Here is a 20,228-nt window from a genome sequence, read left to right on the forward strand (position 1 = left end):
CATGCAAGCAGAGAAGTTTCATGACCTCCCGCTTGAAGACGTGTTAGGTGATCGCTTTGCACGTTATAGTAAATATATTATTCAAGATCGCGCGCTTCCAGATGCGCGTGACGGTTTAAAGCCGGTACAAAGACGTATTTTATATTCTATGTATGTAGAAGGAAACGTACACGATAAAGCGTTCCGTAAGTCAGCTAAAACAGTCGGTAACGTTATTGGTAATTATCATCCGCATGGTGATTCCTCTGTATATGAGGCGATGGTACGTTTAAGCCAAACTTGGAAAGTGCGTAATGTTTTAGTTGAGATGCATGGTAATAACGGTAGTGTTGACGGGGATCCAGCAGCAGCAATGCGTTATACGGAAGCCCGATTATCACCAATTGCATCTGAGTTATTACGTGATCTTGATAAAGAAACAGTAGAATTCGTATCCAACTTTGATGATACGAGTGAAGAACCGGTTGTTTTACCAGCAGCGTTCCCGAACTTATTAGTGAACGGATCTACAGGGATTTCCGCTGGTTATGCAACAGAAATTCCTCCGCATCATCTTGGAGAAGTTATTGACGCTACAATGATGCGTATTGATAAACCGAATAGTACTGTTGATGATTTATTAACAGTTATGAAAGGACCTGATTTCCCAACAGGTGGTATTATTCAAGGGATTGACGGTATTAAAAAGGCGTATGAAACAGGTAAAGGTAAAATTATTATTCGCGGGAAAGCAGAAGTTGAAACGGTTCGTGGTGGGAAACAGCAAATCGTAATTACTGAAATTCCATACGAAGTAAATAAAGCAAACCTTGTTAAGAAAATGGATGAGTTACGTCTAGATAAAAAATTAGATGGCATTGCTGAAGTGCGTGATGAGACAGATCGTACAGGTCTTCGCATTGTCGTAGAATTAAAAAAAGAAGCAAATTCTGAAGGTATTTTAAATTATTTATATAAAAATACAGATTTGCAAATACCATATAACTTTAATATGGTAGCGATTAATAATCGCCGTCCAACGCTTATGACATTACCGAAAATTTTGGATGCATATATTGGACATCAAAAAGAAGTTGTTACGAGACGTTCGCAATATGAATTACGAAAGGCAGAAAATCGTCAACATATTGTGGAAGGTTTAAAGAAAGCATTATCGATTTTAGACCAAGTTATTGAAACGATTCGAGCTTCAAAAGATAAGCGTAATGCAAAAGATAATTTAAGTGCGAAATTTGGATTTACAGAAGCGCAAGCGGAAGCAATTGTATCCTTGCAATTATATCGTTTAACGAATACAGATATTACAGCACTACAACAAGAGGCAGATGAGCTTAATAAGAAAATTATTGAGCTACAGGCAATTTTACAAAGTGAAAAAAGATTACTTCAAGTAATTAAAACAGATTTAAAGAGAGTTAAGAAAACATATAGTGATGATCGACGCGCGATTATTGAAGATCAAATCGAGGAAATTAAAATCGATGTAGAAGTGATGATCCCACAAGAAGATGTCATCGTTACTGTAACGAAAGAAGGATATGTGAAACGTACTGGATGGCGCTCACATAATGCCTCAAACGGCAAAGACTTCGGTATGAAAGAGGGTGACATCTTACTTGAACGATTCGATACGAATACGACAGAGACAGTCCTCTTATTTACGAATAAAGGAAACTATATATATTTGCCAGTATACGAAATGCCAGATATTCGTTGGAAAGATTTAGGTCAACACGTTGCTAATATCGTTTCACTCGACCGGGATGAAACCATTATTTGGGCAACTGTCGTACCGAACTTTGAGGAAGAAAAGCGATTTATCGTATTTGTAACAAAGAATGGTATGATTAAGAAGACAGAATTAAACCAATATAAAGTACAGCGTTACTCAAGAGCGTTCGTTGCTGTAAACTTGAAAAAAGATGATGAAGTTGTTGATATATTTGCGACAGATGGAACGAGTGATATCGTTCTTGCTACACACGGTGCATATGCACTTATTTTCCATGAAGATGAAGTAAGTCCAGTCGGTGTAAGAGCCGCTGGTGTGAAAGCAATTAATTTAAAAGAAGATGACTATGTTGCTGCTGGTAAGCCATTAAATGGTGACAAAGATCAACTTATTCTCGTAACGCAGCGTGGTGCTGTAAAACGCCTAAAAGCATCAGAAATTGAGAAATCAACGAGGGCGAAGCGAGGTCTTGTTATTTTCAAAGAGTTAAAACGTAATCCATACCGCATTGTCGGTATTGAAATCGTTAGAGACGATGAACTAGTTTACATGAAGACAGAGAAACATATCGTAGAAGAAATTGATCCGAAAGCGTATCGAAATAAGGACAGGTATAGTAACGGTAGTTTAGTACTAGATGTTAATGATACTGGTGAAGTTATTGAAACGTGGACGAAAAAACGCCCGGAATAAAAAAAGCATCTTGCCATGAATAATGGCAAGATGCTTTTTTCTAGGCAATTTATTATGTGAATAATAATCTTGTTATAATAATTGAATGAAATCGTTCTCATGAAGTGAAACTTAAATGAGTGGGGGTCTAACTGCCCACAAATAGCGGGATAAATGGAGGGGCAACATGAAAAAAATAGGTGTAGGGATTGTAGGTTTTGGATTTTCTAGTACAACATTTCATATCCCATTATTACAAACGATAGAAGAATACGATATTCGTGCCATATTATCTTCAAAAGAAGAGGTAGTAAAAGAAACATTACCGAGTGCTAACGTCGTTAGTACAATTGATGAATTGGTGAAGCGAGCTGATATTGACTTAGTCGTCATTACTTCACCAAATACAACTCATTTTCCATATGTAAAAGAAGCAATATTAAACGGTAAGCATGTTGTTGTAGAAAAACCATTTGTTGTTTCAATTGAAGAAGGGGAAGAGCTTATTTCATTAGCAAAGAAACATAATGTGGTATTAAGTGTATATCATAATCGCCGTTTTGATAATGATTTCTTAACAATTAAGAAATTATTAGAAGAAAATAGAATAGGGAATCTATACGCATATGAAGCGCATTTTGATCGTTTCCGTCCACATGTACGTGATCGCTGGAGAGAAAAGAACTTACCAGGATCAGGAATATTATATGATTTAGGATCGCATTTAATTGACCAAGCATTATCATTATTTGGGAAACCAAATGCGATACGTGCAGATGTAATTAAGCAGCGACCAGGTGCAGAGGTGGATGATTATTTCCACATAGTACTTCACTACGGAGTTAAACGTGTCATTTTACGTAGTAGCAGTTATGTGAAAAAGGCAGGTCCACATTTTACACTGCATGGAGATAAAGGTTCTATCGTAAAATATGGTATGGATTCACAGGAAGAACAATTAAAAAAGGGAATGAAGCCAGGGGATAACGGTTATGGAGTAGACGCTGAAGAGAATTTTGTTACTCTACAAACAGAAGAAGAGTTAGTACGTATTCCATCAGAAGTTGGCTGTTATGACATGTACTATAAAGGTGTAAGAGATAGCATTATAAATGGTGAGAAACCACCTGTAACAGCACAAGAAGGTTTAGAAGTAATTAAGCTAATTCAATTAGCGGTTGAAAGTAGTGAAACGGGTAGAGTTATCACTGTAAAATAAAAAGACACGAATTTCGTGTCTTTTTTATTAGGAATATGAAAAATTATTTAGTTTAATCGCTTATCATACATTAACTGGATTTGGATGCCGTAAGGATCTTCAATAATACCATATGCTTCACTAAATACATTTTTTTCTAGTGGAGAGATTACCTTCACATTCTTATAGGAAATTAAATTATTATAAAATCTTTGTATTTCTTCTAAATTAGCGCTTTGAATGCAAAGTGACATGTTATTTCCAATGTTATAACCTTCGTTAGGATTCATTGTATCTTCTGCTATCATTAGCTTTGTATTCCCAATTTGTAAAACAGAGTGAGCAATATGATCTTTATTTTCACTTGTAATTTTGAAAGAACTATCTCTTTTCGCCAGTTCTTCATACGTAACAACCATTAACTTTTTGGCTTCTAAATTACGTATATAAAAATGAATTGCCTCCTTTGCTTGCCCATTCATTGAAAGAAAAATAGCTATTTCTAATGTCATAAATTTATAACTCCTTTATTAGTTAATAATTATAATATAGACTAAAAAGGTTTCAATACATGACACCTTTCGAGGAGGGAAATATGAAAAAAACGGAACGAATAAATGATATGCTTATTTTCTTAAATAATAAAAGATATTTTAATTTAAAAGATTTAATGGTTAGATATGATATTTCTAAAAGTACCGCGTTGCGAGATATTCAATCATTAGAAGAAATAGGTGTACCAATATATTCTGAACTAGGAAGAAATGGAAGTTATAAAATTATAGAAAATAGTGTGTTGTCACCAATTTATTTTAGTGTGGATGAAATGTATGCATTATATTTTTTAATTCTTACATTAAATGGATACAAGACAAAACCATTCAATATAGAAAGTATTGCGCTTGAAAATAAATTTAAACATGTCTTACCTGATAATGTGCGTAAAAATATTGCAATTATGGAACGAACGCTTTCTTTTGAAGTAACAAATCATAGTAATTTTAGTCCGTTCTTAAAAGAAATTTTGCAGGGGATTTTTGCTGAGCGAGTTTATCATTTAACATATTTAAAAAAAGATGTGGAGAAAGCCTTGATTGCACAATTTATTCGAATAGAATCTAAATTTGGCCAGTGGTATGCTAAAATCTTTAATTTTGAGACAAATAATGTTCAAATAATTAGATGTGATAAAATTCTTTCTATTGTGGAAACAAGTAATACGAAGCCAAAAAATCTTGAGGAATTATTAAATTATCTTGCTACTTTTCACAGAAAACCTGATGCAATTGATTTTATTGTCATTGTTAATCAAAGAGGAAAAGACATTTTTGATAAAGAGAATTATCCTTCCATGAGGATACAAAAAGAAAATGAACATTATATTATAACAGGCTATTTCAATAAACAAGAAGTTGATTTTATCTCGAACTATTTTCTGAATTTCGGTGAAACGATTATCTCAATTCAGCCTGTTATGCTAAAAGAGTTAATCTATAATAAGGTGTTATCTATAAAGCAGCATTTCACTTCTTTAAGATAAAGTTAGTTTTAGCCATTTATTTGACATGAAAAAGCCCTTGAGATTTAAATATCAAAGGGCTTTTTGTTGATTTTATTTGTTCTTTAGATACAATTATTTTTCTGGGACGGACAGTCCATAAAAGAACATCGTAACGATATCTTGTATATGTTTTTCACGATCTCTTTCAAGAAGTTGTGCTCCGAAATCATCCCCTAATTTAGTGAACATTTGAATGTAAAGTAACATCATTTCTTTAGTAAGGTGGGGATTAATTTCATTTTTTTGCTGTGCTTGTTCTAATATTTCTAAATACCAAGGCAAAATTTTTTCGTTTTGATAACTATAAATAAACTCTCGGAGCTCTTCATCTCTTTGCATCATTTGTAGTAACATATCCGGCTGAAATAACCCACCAGTATTCATTTTTCTTACAATCATTTTTTGCATCATATCATGAAAAGGTAATTTTTCCGCTGCAAGATCTTTATAATATTGAAATTCAGATATAATAAATTCTTGTATAAGCTCTCGAAATAACGCATCTTTACTTCCGAAATGATTATAAATGGTAACTTGAGAAACGTTTGCTTCTTTTGCAATATGTTCTATTTTCACTTCATTAAATCCGCGTTCTGAAAATAATAAGAAGGCTGCCTCTTTAATAGCACGTTTTTTCTTTTCTTTCACTTTTTCAAAGCCGTTCAATGCAATCACCTCAATTAAAATATACAAGAAAAAATAATGGAAAACAATAATTTTGAAATATGGACATATAAATATTTCAAAAAGTTGTTGCGAATATGAAAGAGGAGGAGTACAATAATTTTGAAATATCACATATTAAATATTTCAAAAAATGAGGTGGAATTATGATTTCAGTTCAAAATGTCACAAAAAAATTTTCAAATGGAAAAGGTTTGTTTCATATTACATTTGAAGTGAAAGAAGGGGAAGTATTCGGTTACTTAGGACCAAATGGTGCCGGGAAATCCACAACAATTCGTAATTTAATGGGGTTTATAAAACCGACAGATGGTAAAGCGACAATTTTTGGATTGGATTGTTGGAATGAAGCAGCGAAAATTCAAAGAGAAGTTGGCTATCTACCAGGAGAAATCTCTTTTATTGAAGGAATGAACGGATTAGAGTTTTTGAAGTTAATGCAAGGAATGCGTGGGCTAAAGGATACGAAAAGACGAGATGAATTAATAGAACGTCTTCAATTTGATGTGAAAACACCAATTCGAAAAATGTCTAAAGGAATGAAGCAAAAAGTAGGGATTGTCGCTGCATTTATGCATGATCCAGAGGTGTTAATTTTAGATGAACCGACATCAGGACTTGATCCACTTATGCAGCAAGTGTTTATAGATTTAATAGTAGAGGAAAAGCAAAGAGGAAAAACAATTCTTATGTCTTCACATATTTTCACTGAAATTGAGCGTACATGTGACCGAGTAGCGATTATTAAAGATGGGCGCCTTGTAACGGTTGAAAATATTCATGATTTACAAAGTATGAGACGACAGGTGATAGATGTAACTGTATCATCAGAGGAAGAGATTGCCTCTCTCGCGCAATGTAATTTACAATTTGAAGCGGTGAAAGGTAGAGCGGCATCTATTATTGTACAAGGAAATTATCAAACTGTTTTACAAATACTTTCAAACTATAATGTAACGGCACTTCAAACGAGAGCAATGGATTTAGAACATTTATTTATGCATTATTACGATAAGAAAGAAGGGGTAAAGCATGAATAAGCAATTGTTTTTAGCTAGTTTGAAAGAAGCGCAAAAAAGTATTTTAAGTTATGCTATGGGTGCTGCACTTTATTTATGGTTGTTAATTTGGATCTTCCCTTCAATGGTATCAGCGAAAGGTTTAAATGAATTAATAAGTGCTATGCCTGATAGTATGAAAAAAATCGTTGGTATGGAAAGTCCGATTCAAAACGTAATGGATTTTTTAGCTGGCGAATATTATAGTCTATTGTTTATTATTATTTTAACGATTTTTTGTGTAACAGTTGCAACACATTTAATTGCACGGCATGTAGATAAAGGAGCAATGGCATACTTGCTGGCAACGCCTGTATCTAGAGTACGAATTGCAATCACGCAAGCCGCTGTTCTCATATTGGGACTATCGATCATTGTAGTTGTTACGTATGTAGCGGGCATAGTAGGTGCGGAATGGTTTTTACAAGATAATAACTTAATTAAAGAATTATTCTTGAAGATAAATATAGTAGGAGGGCTCATATTTTTAGTCGTTAGTGCTTATTCATTTTTCTTTTCTTGTATATGTAATGACGAAAGAAAGGCATTAAGTTATTCAGCAAGTTTAACGATCTTATTTTTCGTGCTGGATATGGTAGGGAAGTTAAGTGATAAGTTAGAATGGATGAAAAACCTATCATTATTTACATTGTTTCGTCCAAAAGAAATTGCTGAGGGAACGTATAATATATGGCCGGTAAGTATAGGTTTAACTGCGGGAGCACTTTGTATTTTTATAGCAGCAATTGTGGTGTTTAGAAAGAGGGATTTACCGTTATAGAGTAGAAAGTCCACTATATGAGTGGACTTTTTTTGATGAGGAGGAAACTAGTGGATCATTTATTCCGGGTGCAGCTATATGTAAATGATATAGAAAAGTCATTATTGTTCTATGAAGAAGTAATTGGTTTAAAGTTGTATAAACGAAATATGCATGCAGCACGTTTTAATTTCGACCAGTTTTCTTTATTACTAGTTAGTGATTCAAGATTGAATGAAAATCACTATTTTTACAATCGAAAAGAGATGAAGGGGAATGGCTTTGAACTAATTATTGTTGTCAATCGGATTGAAGAAGTATATGAACGTTGTAAAGAGAATCGGTGCACAATACAAGAAGAAATTCAAACTTATCCATGGGAGATGAGAGGATTTAAAATTGTGGATCCAGATGGGTATTTCCTTAGAATTACATCTAAGTAAAGGTAAACATGAAAAATGTTTACCTTTTTTTATGAAAATATTCAAAAAAATGAACCTTTTTCTAGGCTCATCCGTCTAATACATGTAAAGTTAAATTTGAAGTGAGGATGAAACAGGAGGAGCAATTGTGAAAGTAATCCCTTTATATAAAATGCTTGTAAAAGAAGAAACCGATGTTTCTTTAGCGAAAAAAGGTGATCATGAAGCATTTATGAGGCTTATACATACAGAAAAAGTAAAGATGTATCGTATTGCAAAGGCTATGTTACGTGATGAGACAAATATAGAGGATGCGATACAAACAACAATTTTAAAAGCCTATGAAAATATAAAAAAATTAAAGAAAGAAGAGTTTTTTCAAACTTGGTTGATTCGAATTTTAATGAATGAATGTAATAACATTATTAGAACGTATAAAAAGATAATTGTGACAGAAGAGAATGATTACAATATGAGTGCGTGCGATCAGTATGAAGATATAGATTTGTGTAATGCGATTCAATCGTTACATGAAGAGTTAAGAGCTGTTACGGTGCTTTATTATTATGAAGATATGAATCAAGAGAGTATAGCGAAGCTTTTAGAAGTACCAAAAGGAACAGTGAAATCGAGATTGGCACGTGCGAGGGAACAACTACAGAAACGATTAAAGATGGAATAGGGGGTGCAAAGGATGGATAATGAAAAAATATTTGATGAGAAATTAAAAAAGAGAATAAAAGAAGAGAGTGTTATAGTGCCACCAGAGTTAAATGAAAAGATCAATTGTACACTACATAATCTCCCGGTAAAAAAGAAAGGTTACAGAGTTTATATGATGGCTATAAGTGCTGCGGTTCTAGCACTTTCCATTGTGTCTATGTCGGAGTTTTCTGATCAAATTTTTGCTCAAAACGGCGGAGTGTTTGAATATGTAAAGAAAAAGGCATTTTCTGATTACGAAAACGAAGAGGAAATAAAAGCGAATGCAAATTATCCAGATAAAGAAAAGATTCATGAAAAGATGCTAGATTCTATTGATCATTTTAATAATATTTCAGGACAATTTGAGGAATATTCTAGTTCTTCAAGGATTGCTACAACATACAAATATGCGATTGATACGGAGCAACAAAGAGGTATCTCTTCGAAAGAAGATAAACTAGCGAAAAAACGAACCATTATATATAACGAGGGCAAGAAAAAAGAGTTTGATGACGAGAAGTATACATACAAAGAAACAAAATGGAGCCCGAAAGAAAGAAACTATGAACTATTAAAATTAAATCCTACGGAAAGGTTATTGAGAAAATCAGGTGAGAAAAAAAGATATGATGATGAATATGTGGGATTCGCGAAGTATAGTATTCAATCCGAATTTGCCGATCTATTAATTCGATATAAAGATTGGAATTATAAAGAAGCGAAGTATCTTGGACTTGATTGCTACAAAATAGAAGGGACAATAAATATAGAAATGCCTGTAAGTACATCTGAAGATTTACGAGGGAAATTTGAAATGGTTGTAGAGAAAAATACAGGGATTATGCTAAAATTCCTTAGTTTCCACGAAGGTATGATTCAATATTCGATTACGACTGAATGGATACAAATAAACAAAGGGTTGAAAGAGAATGCATTTCAAAAGGATAGCGCTAAGTATGAAAAATTGAAAAATATATTAGATGAATAGAAAACGGAGGAAACTATATGGAGAATCATTCTTCTTCAAGAGAACAGAAAAATAAACGAAAATATAAAAAGACAACGATAATAAGTGTATTGTTAGCGATATTACTATTTTGCGGATTTGGATATGGTACTTACGTATATATGAAAACTTCTAATCTCGTACAAAAATCAAATGTTAATTTAGCACGTGGTGAAAAATCAAATTTACGTGAGGAAACTGTAAAACCGATTACGAATAATGTTTCACTTTTAATTATGGGAATTGATGAAAATCAAGAACGACAAAAGGAGTATAATGGTGCATTTCATACAGATGCACTACTGTTAGCTACTTTTAATAAAGATGATAAGACTGTGAAATTAACGAGTATACCACGTGATACATACACATATGTTCCGGTTGAAAAGAAAAAAGATAAAATAACGCATGCATATGGAAGTGGTTTCGTTAAAAATGGTAAAGATGGAGGGCCGCAAGCTTCAGTGGAAGCGGTAGAAAAGTTATTACAAGTGCCTGTTGATTATTTTGTAAAGTTTAATTTTAATTCATTTACTAAAATTGTTGATGGATTAGATGGGATTGAAGTAGATGTCCCAGTTGAATTTACGGAGCAAAATAGTAAAGATGAACCTGACGCGATCCATTTGAAAAAAGGACTACAAAAATTAACAGGGGAAGAAGCGCTTGCCTTAGCAAGAACGCGCCATATTGATAGTGATGCAATGAGAGGACAGCGCCAACAACTTGTTATTGAGGCGATTTTAAGTAAATTAAAAAGTGTAGGATCAATTACGAAGCTAGAAAAAATAGTCGAGGCGGTTGATGGTGATTTTAAAACAAATTTAGTAATGGATGATATTTTATCTTTTTATAAATACGGTTTAAATTGTTCGATTGAAAAAATTCAATTAGCAGGTGATGATTTATACTTACCTAATGGTCCAAATGGGCAACGTGTATATTATTATAATCCTAATAAAAAAGATTTGCAGAGTTTGAGTAATACGCTTAGAACACATTTAGGATTAAGTGAAAAACAGATTGAGGAAAATTAAAGCAGATGTAATGTCTGCTTTTTTATTACGTTTAATAGTATGTACTTTATTCATTAATGTTATATACTATTTCCGAATTTAAGATAATAGTGTAACATAAAATTGTAGTTTAAGTTACATAACAGGGGGGCTATTACATAGAATATATCATTAGCAATTATTGAAAAAGTATGGGAGAAATGAAAGAAGCAGGGGAGTATCAAAAATGAGAATCGTAAAGAATTTAACATTTCAAGTTATTGTGGCCATTATTTGTGGTATTGCAGTAGGAGCTATTTGGCCGAGTGTTGGACAAGAGATGAAGCCAATTGGTGAAACGTTCATCAATATGATTAAAATGGTTATTGCACCGATTATCTTTTTAACAATTGTGCTTGGTATTGCAAGTATGGGAAGTATGAAAAAGGTAGGTCGTGTTGGTGGTAAGGCATTATTATATTTTGAAATTGTTACAACTGCGGCTTTAATTATTGGTATCATCATAGCGAATGTTGTACGTCCCGGAGATGGATTAGATCCCTCAAAGCTAAAGGGCGGAGATGTTTCGCAATATGTACAAAGCGGGCAAGAAATGAAGTGGGTGGATTTCTTTTTACATATTGTACCGTCTAACATGTTTGAAGCATTTGCAAAAGGTGATATTTTACAAGTGCTGTTCTTCTCCATTTTATTCGGTGCTGGGTTAACGATGTTAGGGAAAAATGGACAACCGGTAATCGATTTTTTTGAAAGATTATCGAAAGTATTTTTTAACATTTTATCAATTGTAATGAAATTAGCACCGATTGGAGCATTCGGCGGGATGGCGTTTACAATTGGCAAATATGGTTTAAGTACACTTATTCCACTTGGTAAATTAATGATTTGTGTATATGCGACAATGGCATTATTTGTTTTTATTGTTTTAAATTTTATTTGTAAACTGTACAAATTTAGTTTGTGGAAATATTTAGCGCATATTAAAGAAGAATTACTTATTGTTCTTGGGACATCATCATCAGAATCAGTATTGCCGCGAATGATGACAAAGATGGAAGACTTCGGATGTTCGAAGCCGGTAGTAGGTTTAGTCATTCCGACGGGGTACTCTTTTAATTTAGATGGAACAACAATTTATTTATCCATGGCTACTATATTTTTAGCGCAAGTCTTTCACGTCGACCTTTCACTAGGTCAACAATTAACTATAATAGCTATTTTATTAGTTACATCTAAAGGAGCAGCGGCAGTAACAGGCGGGGGATTTATTGTATTAGCCTCTACTTTGTCAGCGATGAATGTTATCCCACTAGAAGGGTTAGCGCTATTACTTGGTGTAGATCGTTTCATGTCAGAAGCACGTGCTATCGTTAATTTAATTGGTAACGGTATTGCGACTGTAGTTGTTGCAAAAAGTGAAAATGAATTTGATAACGAGAAGTATATGAAAGTAGTAGAGGAAATGAAAAGAGAAAAAATGGCCGGGTAAAAAGTCAGCAAAGCTGACTTTTTTATTTTTGTAGAAAAGAGGTTTGTTACGATATACATTATTTACTAACAATAATTTACAAGTGTTTTATAGTGAAAGGACATAAAGACTATTAAATCAATACATAAGATTCAATAAGATATAGTGTTTCGAAAGATTATGGAATTTTTATGAATATTACTGTAATAAAATAATTTTTTAAAAATTTTCAATAATAACACTTTACAAAACTCAAAAAATTAGTAGAATAATAGTTAATAAGAATCTTCTGATAAATATATAAAGAAAAACAGAATTATCAGAAAATTCTTAAATGAGAGCGTTAAGAATTAGGGAGGGTACAGAAAGTGAAAAAGAAAAAAATGAAAAAACTAACAGCAGTTGTAGCACCAGTTTTAGCAATGAGTATGGCATTAACAGCATGTTCTACATCAGGTGGAGATAAGAAGACAAGCACAAATTCTAGCTCAGGCGGAGATAGCAAATCAGAAGAAAAATTAGCAGCGAAACAAGTACTAAATCGTACTGAAACAAATGAGATTCCAACAATGGATACTTCTAAAAATACAGATACATTAGGTTCTCAAATTTTAGGGAACACGATGGAAGGTTTATATCGATTAGATAAAGATAACAAACCAATCCCAGCTGCGGCAGAATCAAGCACGAAGAGTGAGGATGGTAAAAAATATACATTCAAATTACGTAAAGATGCAAAATGGTCAAATGGTGATCCTGTAACAGCGAAAGATTTCGTATATGCATGGCAACGTTTACTAGATCCAAAAACAGCTGCTGAGTATGCATTTATCGCATTCCCAATTAAAAATGCAGAAGCGGTTAATAAAGGCGAAAAACCTGTAACGGAACTAGGAGTAAAGGCAGTAGACGATCTTACTTTAGAAGTTGAATTAGAACAAGCAGTGCCATACTTCTTAAACTTAGTAGCATTCCCATCGTACTATCCGTTAAATGAGAAATTTGTAACAGAAAAAGGGGATAAATTCGGTTTAGAGTCTGATACGACAGTATATAACGGACCGTTCGTTCTTACTGATTGGAAGCATGAGCAAGGCTGGAAACTAAAGAAAAACGATCAATATTGGGATAAAAAGACTGTAAAACTAGACGAAATTAACTATAGTGTAGTAAAAGAAGTAGCGACAAGAGTAAACTTATATGATACAAATGCAATTGACTTCGCGCTATTATCGGGTGAATTCGTTGATAAGTATAGAAACAATAAAGAAGAGTTTGGCACATACTCACAAGTAAGTACTTACTTCTTACGTATGAACCAAAAACGTGGCGGGCAAGATACACCGTTAAAGAGCCAAAAATTACGTGAAGCAATTGCATTATCAATTGATAAAAAGAATTTATCAAATGTTATTTTAAATGATGGATCTAAGCCTGCGGACTTCTTAGTACCAAAAGGATTAGCGACTGGACCAGACGGTAAAGACTTCCAAGAAACATTTAAAAATGGTATTAAACCAGATGCGAAAAAAGCAGCAGCTGCATGGGAAGAAGCGAAAAAAGAGCTTGGAAAAGACCAAGTTACAATTGAGTTATTAAACTATGACACTGGTAATGCGAAAAAAGTTGGGGAATATGTAAAAGATCAAATTGAGAAAAACTTAAAAGGTGTAACTGTTAATATTAAACTTCAACCATTCAAACAAAAACTGAAATTAGAAACAGAGCAAGATTATGATTTATCATATGCTGGTTGGGGACCTGACTACGCTGACCCAATGACATTCTTAGATATGTTCCAGTCTAATCATTCTCATAACCAAATGAGCTTCGCTGATCCGAAATATGATGATATGATCAAAAAAGCTGGCGGAGAATTAATGGGTGATGCGAAGAAACGTTGGGAAGAGCTAGGAAAAGCTGAGAAATTACTTCTTGAGCAAGATGTAGCACTTGTACCTTTATATCAACGTGGTGATGCATACGTTCAAAAACCAAATGCAAAAGGCATCGTTCACCATAACATTAGCCCAGAGTATAGCTTCAAGTGGGCATATATGACTGAAAAAGATGGGAAATAATTTTAAAGAATAATACTATCTTGAAGTGGATGCATACAAGTTTCTTAGCTTATTTTGTAGTAAGAATCTCGTTGTCCACGATAGAAAGATAAAATGATAGAGCATTCCAAAAGTAGACTATTGACTTTTGGAATGCTCTTTTATTATGAGATTAAATGTAAATGAACCGATAGATAATTTGTATAGTAACAACTGTGAAAAATGTCTTTTACTATTACAAAAAAATAATTTTTAGAATATTTTAAAAATAACTTTACAAAACCAGAAAAATTAGTAGAATATTAATTAATAAGAATTTTCTGATAACTAGTTATTAGAAAATCTCTCAAAATGAGTTTCGTACATATAATTGGGGAGGGTATAAAAATGAAGAAAAAGATGAAAAAGTTCACGGCAGTTGTAGCGCCAGTTTTAGCAATGAGTATGGCGTTAACAGCGTGTTCTGGATCTGGTGGGGAGAAGAAAACAACTACGACGTCTAGTGGTGGTGGGGACGAGAAAAAATCCGAAATTAAATACGCAGCGAAGCAAGTGTTAAATCGTACAGAAAACCAAGAAATTCCGACGATGGATACTTCTAAATCTACTGATACGTTAGGGGCACAAATTTTAGGAAATACGATGGAAGGATTATATCGTCTTGATAAAGATAATAAGCCAATCCCAGCTGCAGCGGAATCTAGTACGAAGAGCGAGGATGGCAAAAAATATACATTTAAATTACGGAAAGATGCAAAATGGTCAAATGGTGATCCAGTAACAGCGAAAGATTTTGTATATGCATGGCAGCGCTTACTGGATAAAAATACAGCAGCAGAATATGCGTTTATTGCTTACTATATTAAAAATGCAGAAGCAATTAATAAAGGTGAAAAACCTCTAACAGATTTAGGAGCAAAAGCGGTAGATGATTATACGCTAGAAGTAGAATTAGAAAAGCCAGTACCGTATTTCTTAAACTTAGTAGCATTCCCATCATACTACCCGTTAAATGAGAAGTTTGTAAAAGAAAAAGGTGATAAGTACGGTTTAGAAGCAGATACAACGTTGTATAACGGGCCGTTCGTTATGTCTTCATGGAAACATGAACAAGGATGGCAGCTAAAGAAAAATGATAAGTATTGGGATAATAAGACTGTAAAATTAGAAGAAATTAACTATAGTGTAGTAAAAGAAGTTGCGACGAAAGTAAACTTATATGATACAGGATCAATTGATTTCACACTATTATCAGGAGAATTTGTTGATAAATATAAATCGAACAAAGAAGAGTATGGTGAGTACTCAGAAGCAAGTACATTCTTCTTACGTTTAAATCAAAAACGTAATGGACAAGACACACCGTTAAAGAGTAAAAAACTACGGGAAGCAATCGCATTATCAATTGATAAAAAAGGTTTAGCAAACGTTATTTTAAATAACGGTTCAAAAGCAACAGATCAATTGGTTCCAAAAGGGCTTGCGACAGGACCTGATGGTAAAGATTACCAAGATACATTTAAAAATGGTCTGAAATATAACCCGAAAAAAGGTGCAGCAGCTTGGGAAGAAGCGAAAAAAGAGCTTGGTAAAGATCAAGTTACAATTGAATTACTAAGCTATGATGATGGAACAGCGAAAAAAATTGCTGACTACTTTAAAGATCAAATTGAGAAAAACTTAAAAGGTGTAACGGTTAATACGAAAATTCAGCCGTTCAAACAAAAACTAAAATTAGAATCGGCACAAGATTATGAAATTTCATTTGCTGGTTGGAGTCCGGACTATGCGGATCCAATGACATTTATTGATATGTTCGAATCGAAGAGCCCATATAACCAAATGAGTTATTCGAATCCAAAATATGATGAAATGGTGAAAAAAGCAGGGAATGAATTAATGTCTGATGCGAAGAAGCGTTGGGAAACGTTAGGGAAAGCAGAAAAATTATTACTTGAAGAAGATGCAGGAATGGTACCTTTATATCAAACAGGTAGAGCATATGTAATGAAACCGAATGTAAAAGGCATTGTGAAACATAACATTAGTCCAGAGTATAGCTTTAAGTGGGCTTATGTAACGGAAGGGAAATAATAAAAAGGAGCGTGTTAAAAGATAATTACCTTTAACACGCTCTTTTTCTATTAAATTAAATAGAGAAGAATAAGAAAAGTGGTACTGACATATAGTAGATGGGGGAGAATTCGTATAGTAGTAATAGTAAAATACTTAGTTACTATAAAAATAAAATAAGTGAAACTTCAAAAATGAGGATAATTAACAGGATGTTAATTAGTGAAAAGGTATTAATAACTAAGTTCATAGAAAAATCTCTCAAAGTTAGTTTCGTACATATAAATTGGGGAGGGTACAAAAATGAAGAAAAAGATGAAAAAGTTTACGGCGGTTGTAGCGCCAGTTTTAGCAATGAGTATGGCTTTAACGGCATGTTCTGGATCTTCTGGTGGGGAGAAAAAAACGACTACAACGTCTAATAATGGTGGGGAAGAGAAGAAATCTGATATTAAATATGCAGCAAAGCAAGTGTTAAATCGTACAGAAACGAATGAAATTCCGACGATGGATACTTCAAAAAATACAGATACACTTGGCTCACAAATTTTAGGGAATACAATGGAAGGTTTATATCGCCTTGATAAAGATAATAAGCCAATCCCAGCTGTAGCGGAATCTAGCACAAAAAGCGAGGATGGCAAAAAATATACATTTAAATTACGGAAAGATGCAAAATGGTCAAATGGTGATCCTGTAACAGCGAAAGATTTCGTATTTGCATGGCAACGTCTAGTAGATCCAAAAACAGCTGCTGAGTATGCATTTATTGCTTACTATCTTAAAAATGCAGAAGCGATTAATCAAGGAAAAGGAGAAGTTTCGACATTAGGTGTAAAAGCGGTAGATGATTATACGCTTGAAGTAGAACTAGAAAGACCAGTACCATATTTCTTGAACTTAATGGCATTTGCGTCATACTATCCATTAAATGAAAAGTTCGTGAAAGAAAAAGGGAATAAATTTGGTTTAGAGTCTGATACAACACTTTATAATGGTCCATTTGTGCTTACTGATTGGAAGCATGAGCAAGGCTGGAAATTAAAGAAAAATGAGCAGTATTGGGACAAAAAGACTGTGAAGCTAGAAGAAATCAATTATAGTGTAGTAAAAGAACCAGCTACTAGAGTGAACTTATATGATACAGGTGCGATTGATTTCGCGCTTTTATCAGGTGAATTTGTTGATAAGTATAGAAATAATAAAGAAGAGTTTGGCGCATATTCGGAAACAAGTACGTTTTACTTACGTCTAAATCAAAAACGTGGTGGGCAAGATACACCGTTAAAGAGCAAAAAACTACGTGAAGCAATTGCATTATCAATTGATAAGAAAGCTTTAACGAATGTTATTTTAAATGATGGTTCAAAACCAGTGGATTACTTAGTACCAAAAGGTTTAGCAAGTGGACCAGACGGTAAAGATTTCGCAGAAACGTTTAAGAATGGTTTAAAACAAGACTCCAAAAAGGCAGCAGCAGCATGGGAAGAAGCGAAAAAAGAACTTGGAAAAGATCAAGTGACAATTGAACTTTTAAATTATGATACTGGTAATGCGAAAAAAGTTGGGGAGTATGTAAAAGATCAAGTTGAAAAGAATTTAAAAGGTGTGACAGTAAATATTAAGTTGCAACCATTTAAGCAAAAACTAAAATTAGAATCAGACCAAGATTATGATTTTTCATATGGTGGCTGGAATCCAGATTATGCGGATCCAATGACATACCTTGATATGTTTGAAACAAAAAATTCGCAAAACCAGATGAGCTACTCAAATTCAAAATATGATGACGTTATTAATAAAAGTAAGACAGAATGGATGGCTGATGCAAAAAAACGTTGGACAGAATTAGGGAAGGCAGAGAAATTGTTACTTGAGGAAGATGTAGCACTTGTACCTTTATATCAAAGTGCTAAATCATATGTTATGAAACCGAATGTAAAGGGAATTGTGAAACATAATATTAGTCCGGAATATAGCTTTAAATGGGCGTATATTGAAGAGAAATAAAAAAGAGAAGAGCATTTTCAAGTTGCGGTATCGCACTTGGGAATGCTTTTTTATGTGCACTAATTATGGATGGGTGAATATATGTATTATAGAAAATTTAAAGGAGAATTTTATGAAACGAAACACATACATCGATTTCCTAGCTTATTATGGAATAGGGAGTGCTCATCCTGGTGGTTTTACGTTAACAAAACAACTGTTAGCACAATTGCCTTTTAGATATGGAGCAAATGTCCTTGAACTCGGCTGCGGTACGGGGAAAACAGCAGCGTATATGACAAAAGAGTGTGGTTATAAAGTAACGGCGGTTGAAAAGAATGAAATTATGATTCAAAAGGCGAAAGATAGATGGTTGTTTGAAGGACTGGACATTCAATTAATTGAAGGAAATGTAGAGCAATTACCTTGTTTACATGATTCATTTGAGTTCGTACTCGGAGAATCGATACTTGCTTTTACAGAGAAAGCAAGGGTTATCTCGGAGTGCTATCGTGTATTACAGAAGGACGGAAAGTTAGTTGTAATTGAAATGATTATTAATGCCCACATTGGGAGGGAAGAGGAAGAAAAAATCGCTCAATTATACGGGATGAAAGAACTATTAACTGAGAGCGAGTGGGTACAATTATTTCAGAAAGCAAATTTTAAGCGGGTTACTATTGCTGGCGGTGGTACAATTGCAGAAACAATCACTGCTTATATAGAAGAGCCGGAATGGAATGTATCACAATTTATTCCGAATGAGTTATATGAGGCATGGGTGCAACATGAAAATATAAGGCTTATGTACCAACACATTTTAGGGCATCGTATTTTTATATGTGAAAAATGAAGAAAAAGAGTTGGCTAAAAATAGTCAACTCTTTACTTATATTAAATGAAAAATAATGCAGCTAATGTAATTCCGAAGATAAAACCAAATCCGAGTTCAACACCCCAGCCGCAACCGCCGCCCCAGCCACAACCGCCGCCATCACAATTACCACAACCTCGACCACCACAACCGCAACCACTGAATCCACCGCCGCAACCGAATCCACAGCTGTCACATCTACTAAGGCCACCGCAAAGGTCACAGCCACCGTTTGCATATGCGTCATAGTATCCGAATCCTGTATCAAAAGATGAATGCTGTTGCATGGGCTCAATCCATACGGAATCTTTTGTCACATCGATTATTTTACCTAAATGAATACGACCATCAATGTCTTCAATTCGAACAACTTTACCGAAATAACGTCGGCACGTATCATAACATTTTTGTCTATGCATGTTTCTTCTCCTTCCGCATTACAGTAATACGATATGTAAAGGGGACAAGTGCGGCTTGTACGAATGCCCTATCTATCATAATTGTTATAGGAAAGGGGAAATATAGGAAGAGGATATATAAGGAGGAAAAGGCATGAAATCTACAGATCAGTTTCAGACATACGAAGTATCATGGGAAGAGTTTATTGAAGCATTGCGAGAGGAAATGAAGAAACAAGTAGGGGCAGATATTATTGATACAGTAGTTTGCAATTTAGAAGACGGTTTTGAAGTGTATACATATGTGCAAGGGGATTTGGATTTTGAATATAAGGAAGCACTGGAAAGGAAATACGGGAGCGATGCAAAAACTCCTAATGTGCTAACGATTATGTTATTAGCTAGTATTTATAGTACAAGTGAAGAGAATATACGTTTGCATGCGGATCATAAAGATAATCCAATTGTTGAAGTGTATGTGAAGAAATGAAACACGCTGTGAAAGGCGTGTTTTTTAATTGTCCCGCTATTTGTGGGCAGTAAGCCCCTCAC

Annotated in this window: 18 protein-coding genes; 15 read left to right on the forward strand and 3 right to left on the reverse strand. The window is 33.9% G+C overall.

What is annotated here, in order from left to right:
- Nucleotide 1 precedes the first annotated feature (1 nt).
- Both parC and PDK19_RS14590 read left to right on the forward strand, forming a co-directional pair.
- A complete protein-coding gene (parC, locus tag PDK19_RS14585) occupies nt 2–2,425 on the forward strand; it encodes a DNA topoisomerase IV subunit A (RefSeq protein ID WP_001147473.1) in 2,424 nt (807 codons plus the stop codon).
- A 166-nt stretch (nt 2,426–2,591) separates the two neighbouring features.
- Nucleotides 2,592–3,623, forward strand: a complete 1,032-nt coding sequence (locus PDK19_RS14590; protein ID WP_270707419.1) for an oxidoreductase — start codon at nt 2,592–2,594, stop codon at nt 3,621–3,623.
- Nucleotides 3,624–3,670: 47 nt separating this feature from the next.
- On the opposite strand, the gene PDK19_RS14595 is transcribed toward PDK19_RS14590, so the two are convergent.
- Nucleotides 3,671–4,114 (reverse strand): VOC family protein, encoded by a 444-nt coding sequence (locus PDK19_RS14595; protein ID WP_000171334.1) that lies wholly within the window; start codon nt 4,112–4,114, stop codon nt 3,671–3,673.
- Nucleotides 4,115–4,173: 59 nt separating this feature from the next.
- Here PDK19_RS14595 and PDK19_RS14600 point away from each other — a divergent pair, with 59 nt between their 5' ends.
- Nucleotides 4,174–5,142 carry a helix-turn-helix transcriptional regulator gene (locus tag PDK19_RS14600; RefSeq protein WP_270707421.1) on the forward strand — a complete coding sequence of 323 codons (969 nt, stop codon included), beginning with the start codon at nt 4,174–4,176 and terminating at the stop codon, nt 5,140–5,142.
- A 93-nt stretch (nt 5,143–5,235) separates the two neighbouring features.
- Here the strand turns inward: PDK19_RS14600 and PDK19_RS14605 are convergent, their stop codons facing one another.
- Nucleotides 5,236–5,838, reverse strand: coding sequence for a TetR/AcrR family transcriptional regulator (locus PDK19_RS14605; protein WP_270707423.1), 603 nt, complete (start codon nt 5,836–5,838; stop codon nt 5,236–5,238).
- A gap of 155 nt (nt 5,839–5,993) precedes the next feature.
- On the opposite strand from PDK19_RS14605, the gene PDK19_RS14610 reads away from it, so the two are divergent.
- The 11 genes from PDK19_RS14610 (at nt 5,994) to PDK19_RS14660 (ending at nt 19,257) form a co-directional block, all read left to right on the forward strand.
- Nucleotides 5,994–6,887, forward strand: a complete 894-nt coding sequence (locus PDK19_RS14610) for an ABC transporter ATP-binding protein (RefSeq protein WP_000626589.1) — start codon at nt 5,994–5,996, stop codon at nt 6,885–6,887.
- Nucleotides 6,880–7,686, forward strand: a complete 807-nt coding sequence (locus PDK19_RS14615) for an ABC transporter permease subunit (protein WP_270707425.1) — start codon at nt 6,880–6,882, stop codon at nt 7,684–7,686. The genes PDK19_RS14610 and PDK19_RS14615 overlap by 8 nt, the downstream gene beginning before the upstream one ends.
- 50 nt (nt 7,687–7,736) lie before the next feature.
- The gene (locus PDK19_RS14620; RefSeq protein WP_016718213.1) at nt 7,737–8,108 is read left to right on the forward strand and encodes a VOC family protein; all 372 of its coding nucleotides are present in this window, start codon (nt 7,737–7,739) and stop codon (nt 8,106–8,108) included.
- 127 nt (nt 8,109–8,235) lie between these two features.
- Entirely contained in the window at nt 8,236–8,769 is a 534-nt protein-coding gene (locus PDK19_RS14625) for a sigma-70 family RNA polymerase sigma factor (RefSeq protein WP_270707428.1), read from the forward strand.
- Between the two features lie 12 nt (nt 8,770–8,781).
- Nucleotides 8,782–9,780 carry a hypothetical protein gene (locus tag PDK19_RS14630; RefSeq protein ID WP_000368230.1) on the forward strand — a complete coding sequence of 333 codons (999 nt, stop codon included), beginning with the start codon at nt 8,782–8,784 and terminating at the stop codon, nt 9,778–9,780.
- A gap of 17 nt (nt 9,781–9,797) precedes the next feature.
- Complete coding sequence (locus PDK19_RS14635) at nt 9,798–10,835, forward strand: LCP family protein (RefSeq protein ID WP_000427605.1); 1,038 nt, start codon at nt 9,798–9,800, stop codon at nt 10,833–10,835.
- Between the two features lie 205 nt (nt 10,836–11,040).
- Entirely contained in the window at nt 11,041–12,303 is a 1,263-nt protein-coding gene (locus PDK19_RS14640) for a dicarboxylate/amino acid:cation symporter (protein WP_001223615.1), read from the forward strand.
- Nucleotides 12,304–12,650: 347 nt separating this feature from the next.
- Complete coding sequence (locus PDK19_RS14645; RefSeq protein WP_000727524.1) at nt 12,651–14,363, forward strand: peptide ABC transporter substrate-binding protein; 1,713 nt, start codon at nt 12,651–12,653, stop codon at nt 14,361–14,363.
- 366 nt (nt 14,364–14,729) lie between these two features.
- Nucleotides 14,730–16,436, forward strand: a complete 1,707-nt coding sequence (locus PDK19_RS14650) for a peptide ABC transporter substrate-binding protein (protein ID WP_000728457.1) — start codon at nt 14,730–14,732, stop codon at nt 16,434–16,436.
- A 282-nt stretch (nt 16,437–16,718) separates the two neighbouring features.
- Complete coding sequence (locus PDK19_RS14655) at nt 16,719–18,425, forward strand: peptide ABC transporter substrate-binding protein (RefSeq protein ID WP_074532786.1); 1,707 nt, start codon at nt 16,719–16,721, stop codon at nt 18,423–18,425.
- A 112-nt stretch (nt 18,426–18,537) separates the two neighbouring features.
- Nucleotides 18,538–19,257 carry a class I SAM-dependent methyltransferase gene (locus tag PDK19_RS14660; RefSeq protein ID WP_270707429.1) on the forward strand — a complete coding sequence of 240 codons (720 nt, stop codon included), beginning with the start codon at nt 18,538–18,540 and terminating at the stop codon, nt 19,255–19,257.
- A 41-nt stretch (nt 19,258–19,298) separates the two neighbouring features.
- On the opposite strand, the gene PDK19_RS14665 is transcribed toward PDK19_RS14660, so the two are convergent.
- Nucleotides 19,299–19,697, reverse strand: a complete 399-nt coding sequence (locus PDK19_RS14665) for a hypothetical protein (protein WP_000554981.1) — start codon at nt 19,695–19,697, stop codon at nt 19,299–19,301.
- Nucleotides 19,698–19,830: 133 nt separating this feature from the next.
- Here PDK19_RS14665 and PDK19_RS14670 point away from each other — a divergent pair, with 133 nt between their 5' ends.
- A complete protein-coding gene (locus PDK19_RS14670) occupies nt 19,831–20,166 on the forward strand; it encodes a hypothetical protein (protein ID WP_000842919.1) in 336 nt (111 codons plus the stop codon).
- Nucleotides 20,167–20,228: the final 62 nt, after the last annotated feature.

Origin of the sequence: Bacillus cereus group sp. BcHK124, assembly GCF_027712065.1 — a bacterium.
GTDB classification, from domain to species: domain Bacteria; phylum Bacillota; class Bacilli; order Bacillales; family Bacillaceae_G; genus Bacillus_A; species Bacillus_A pacificus.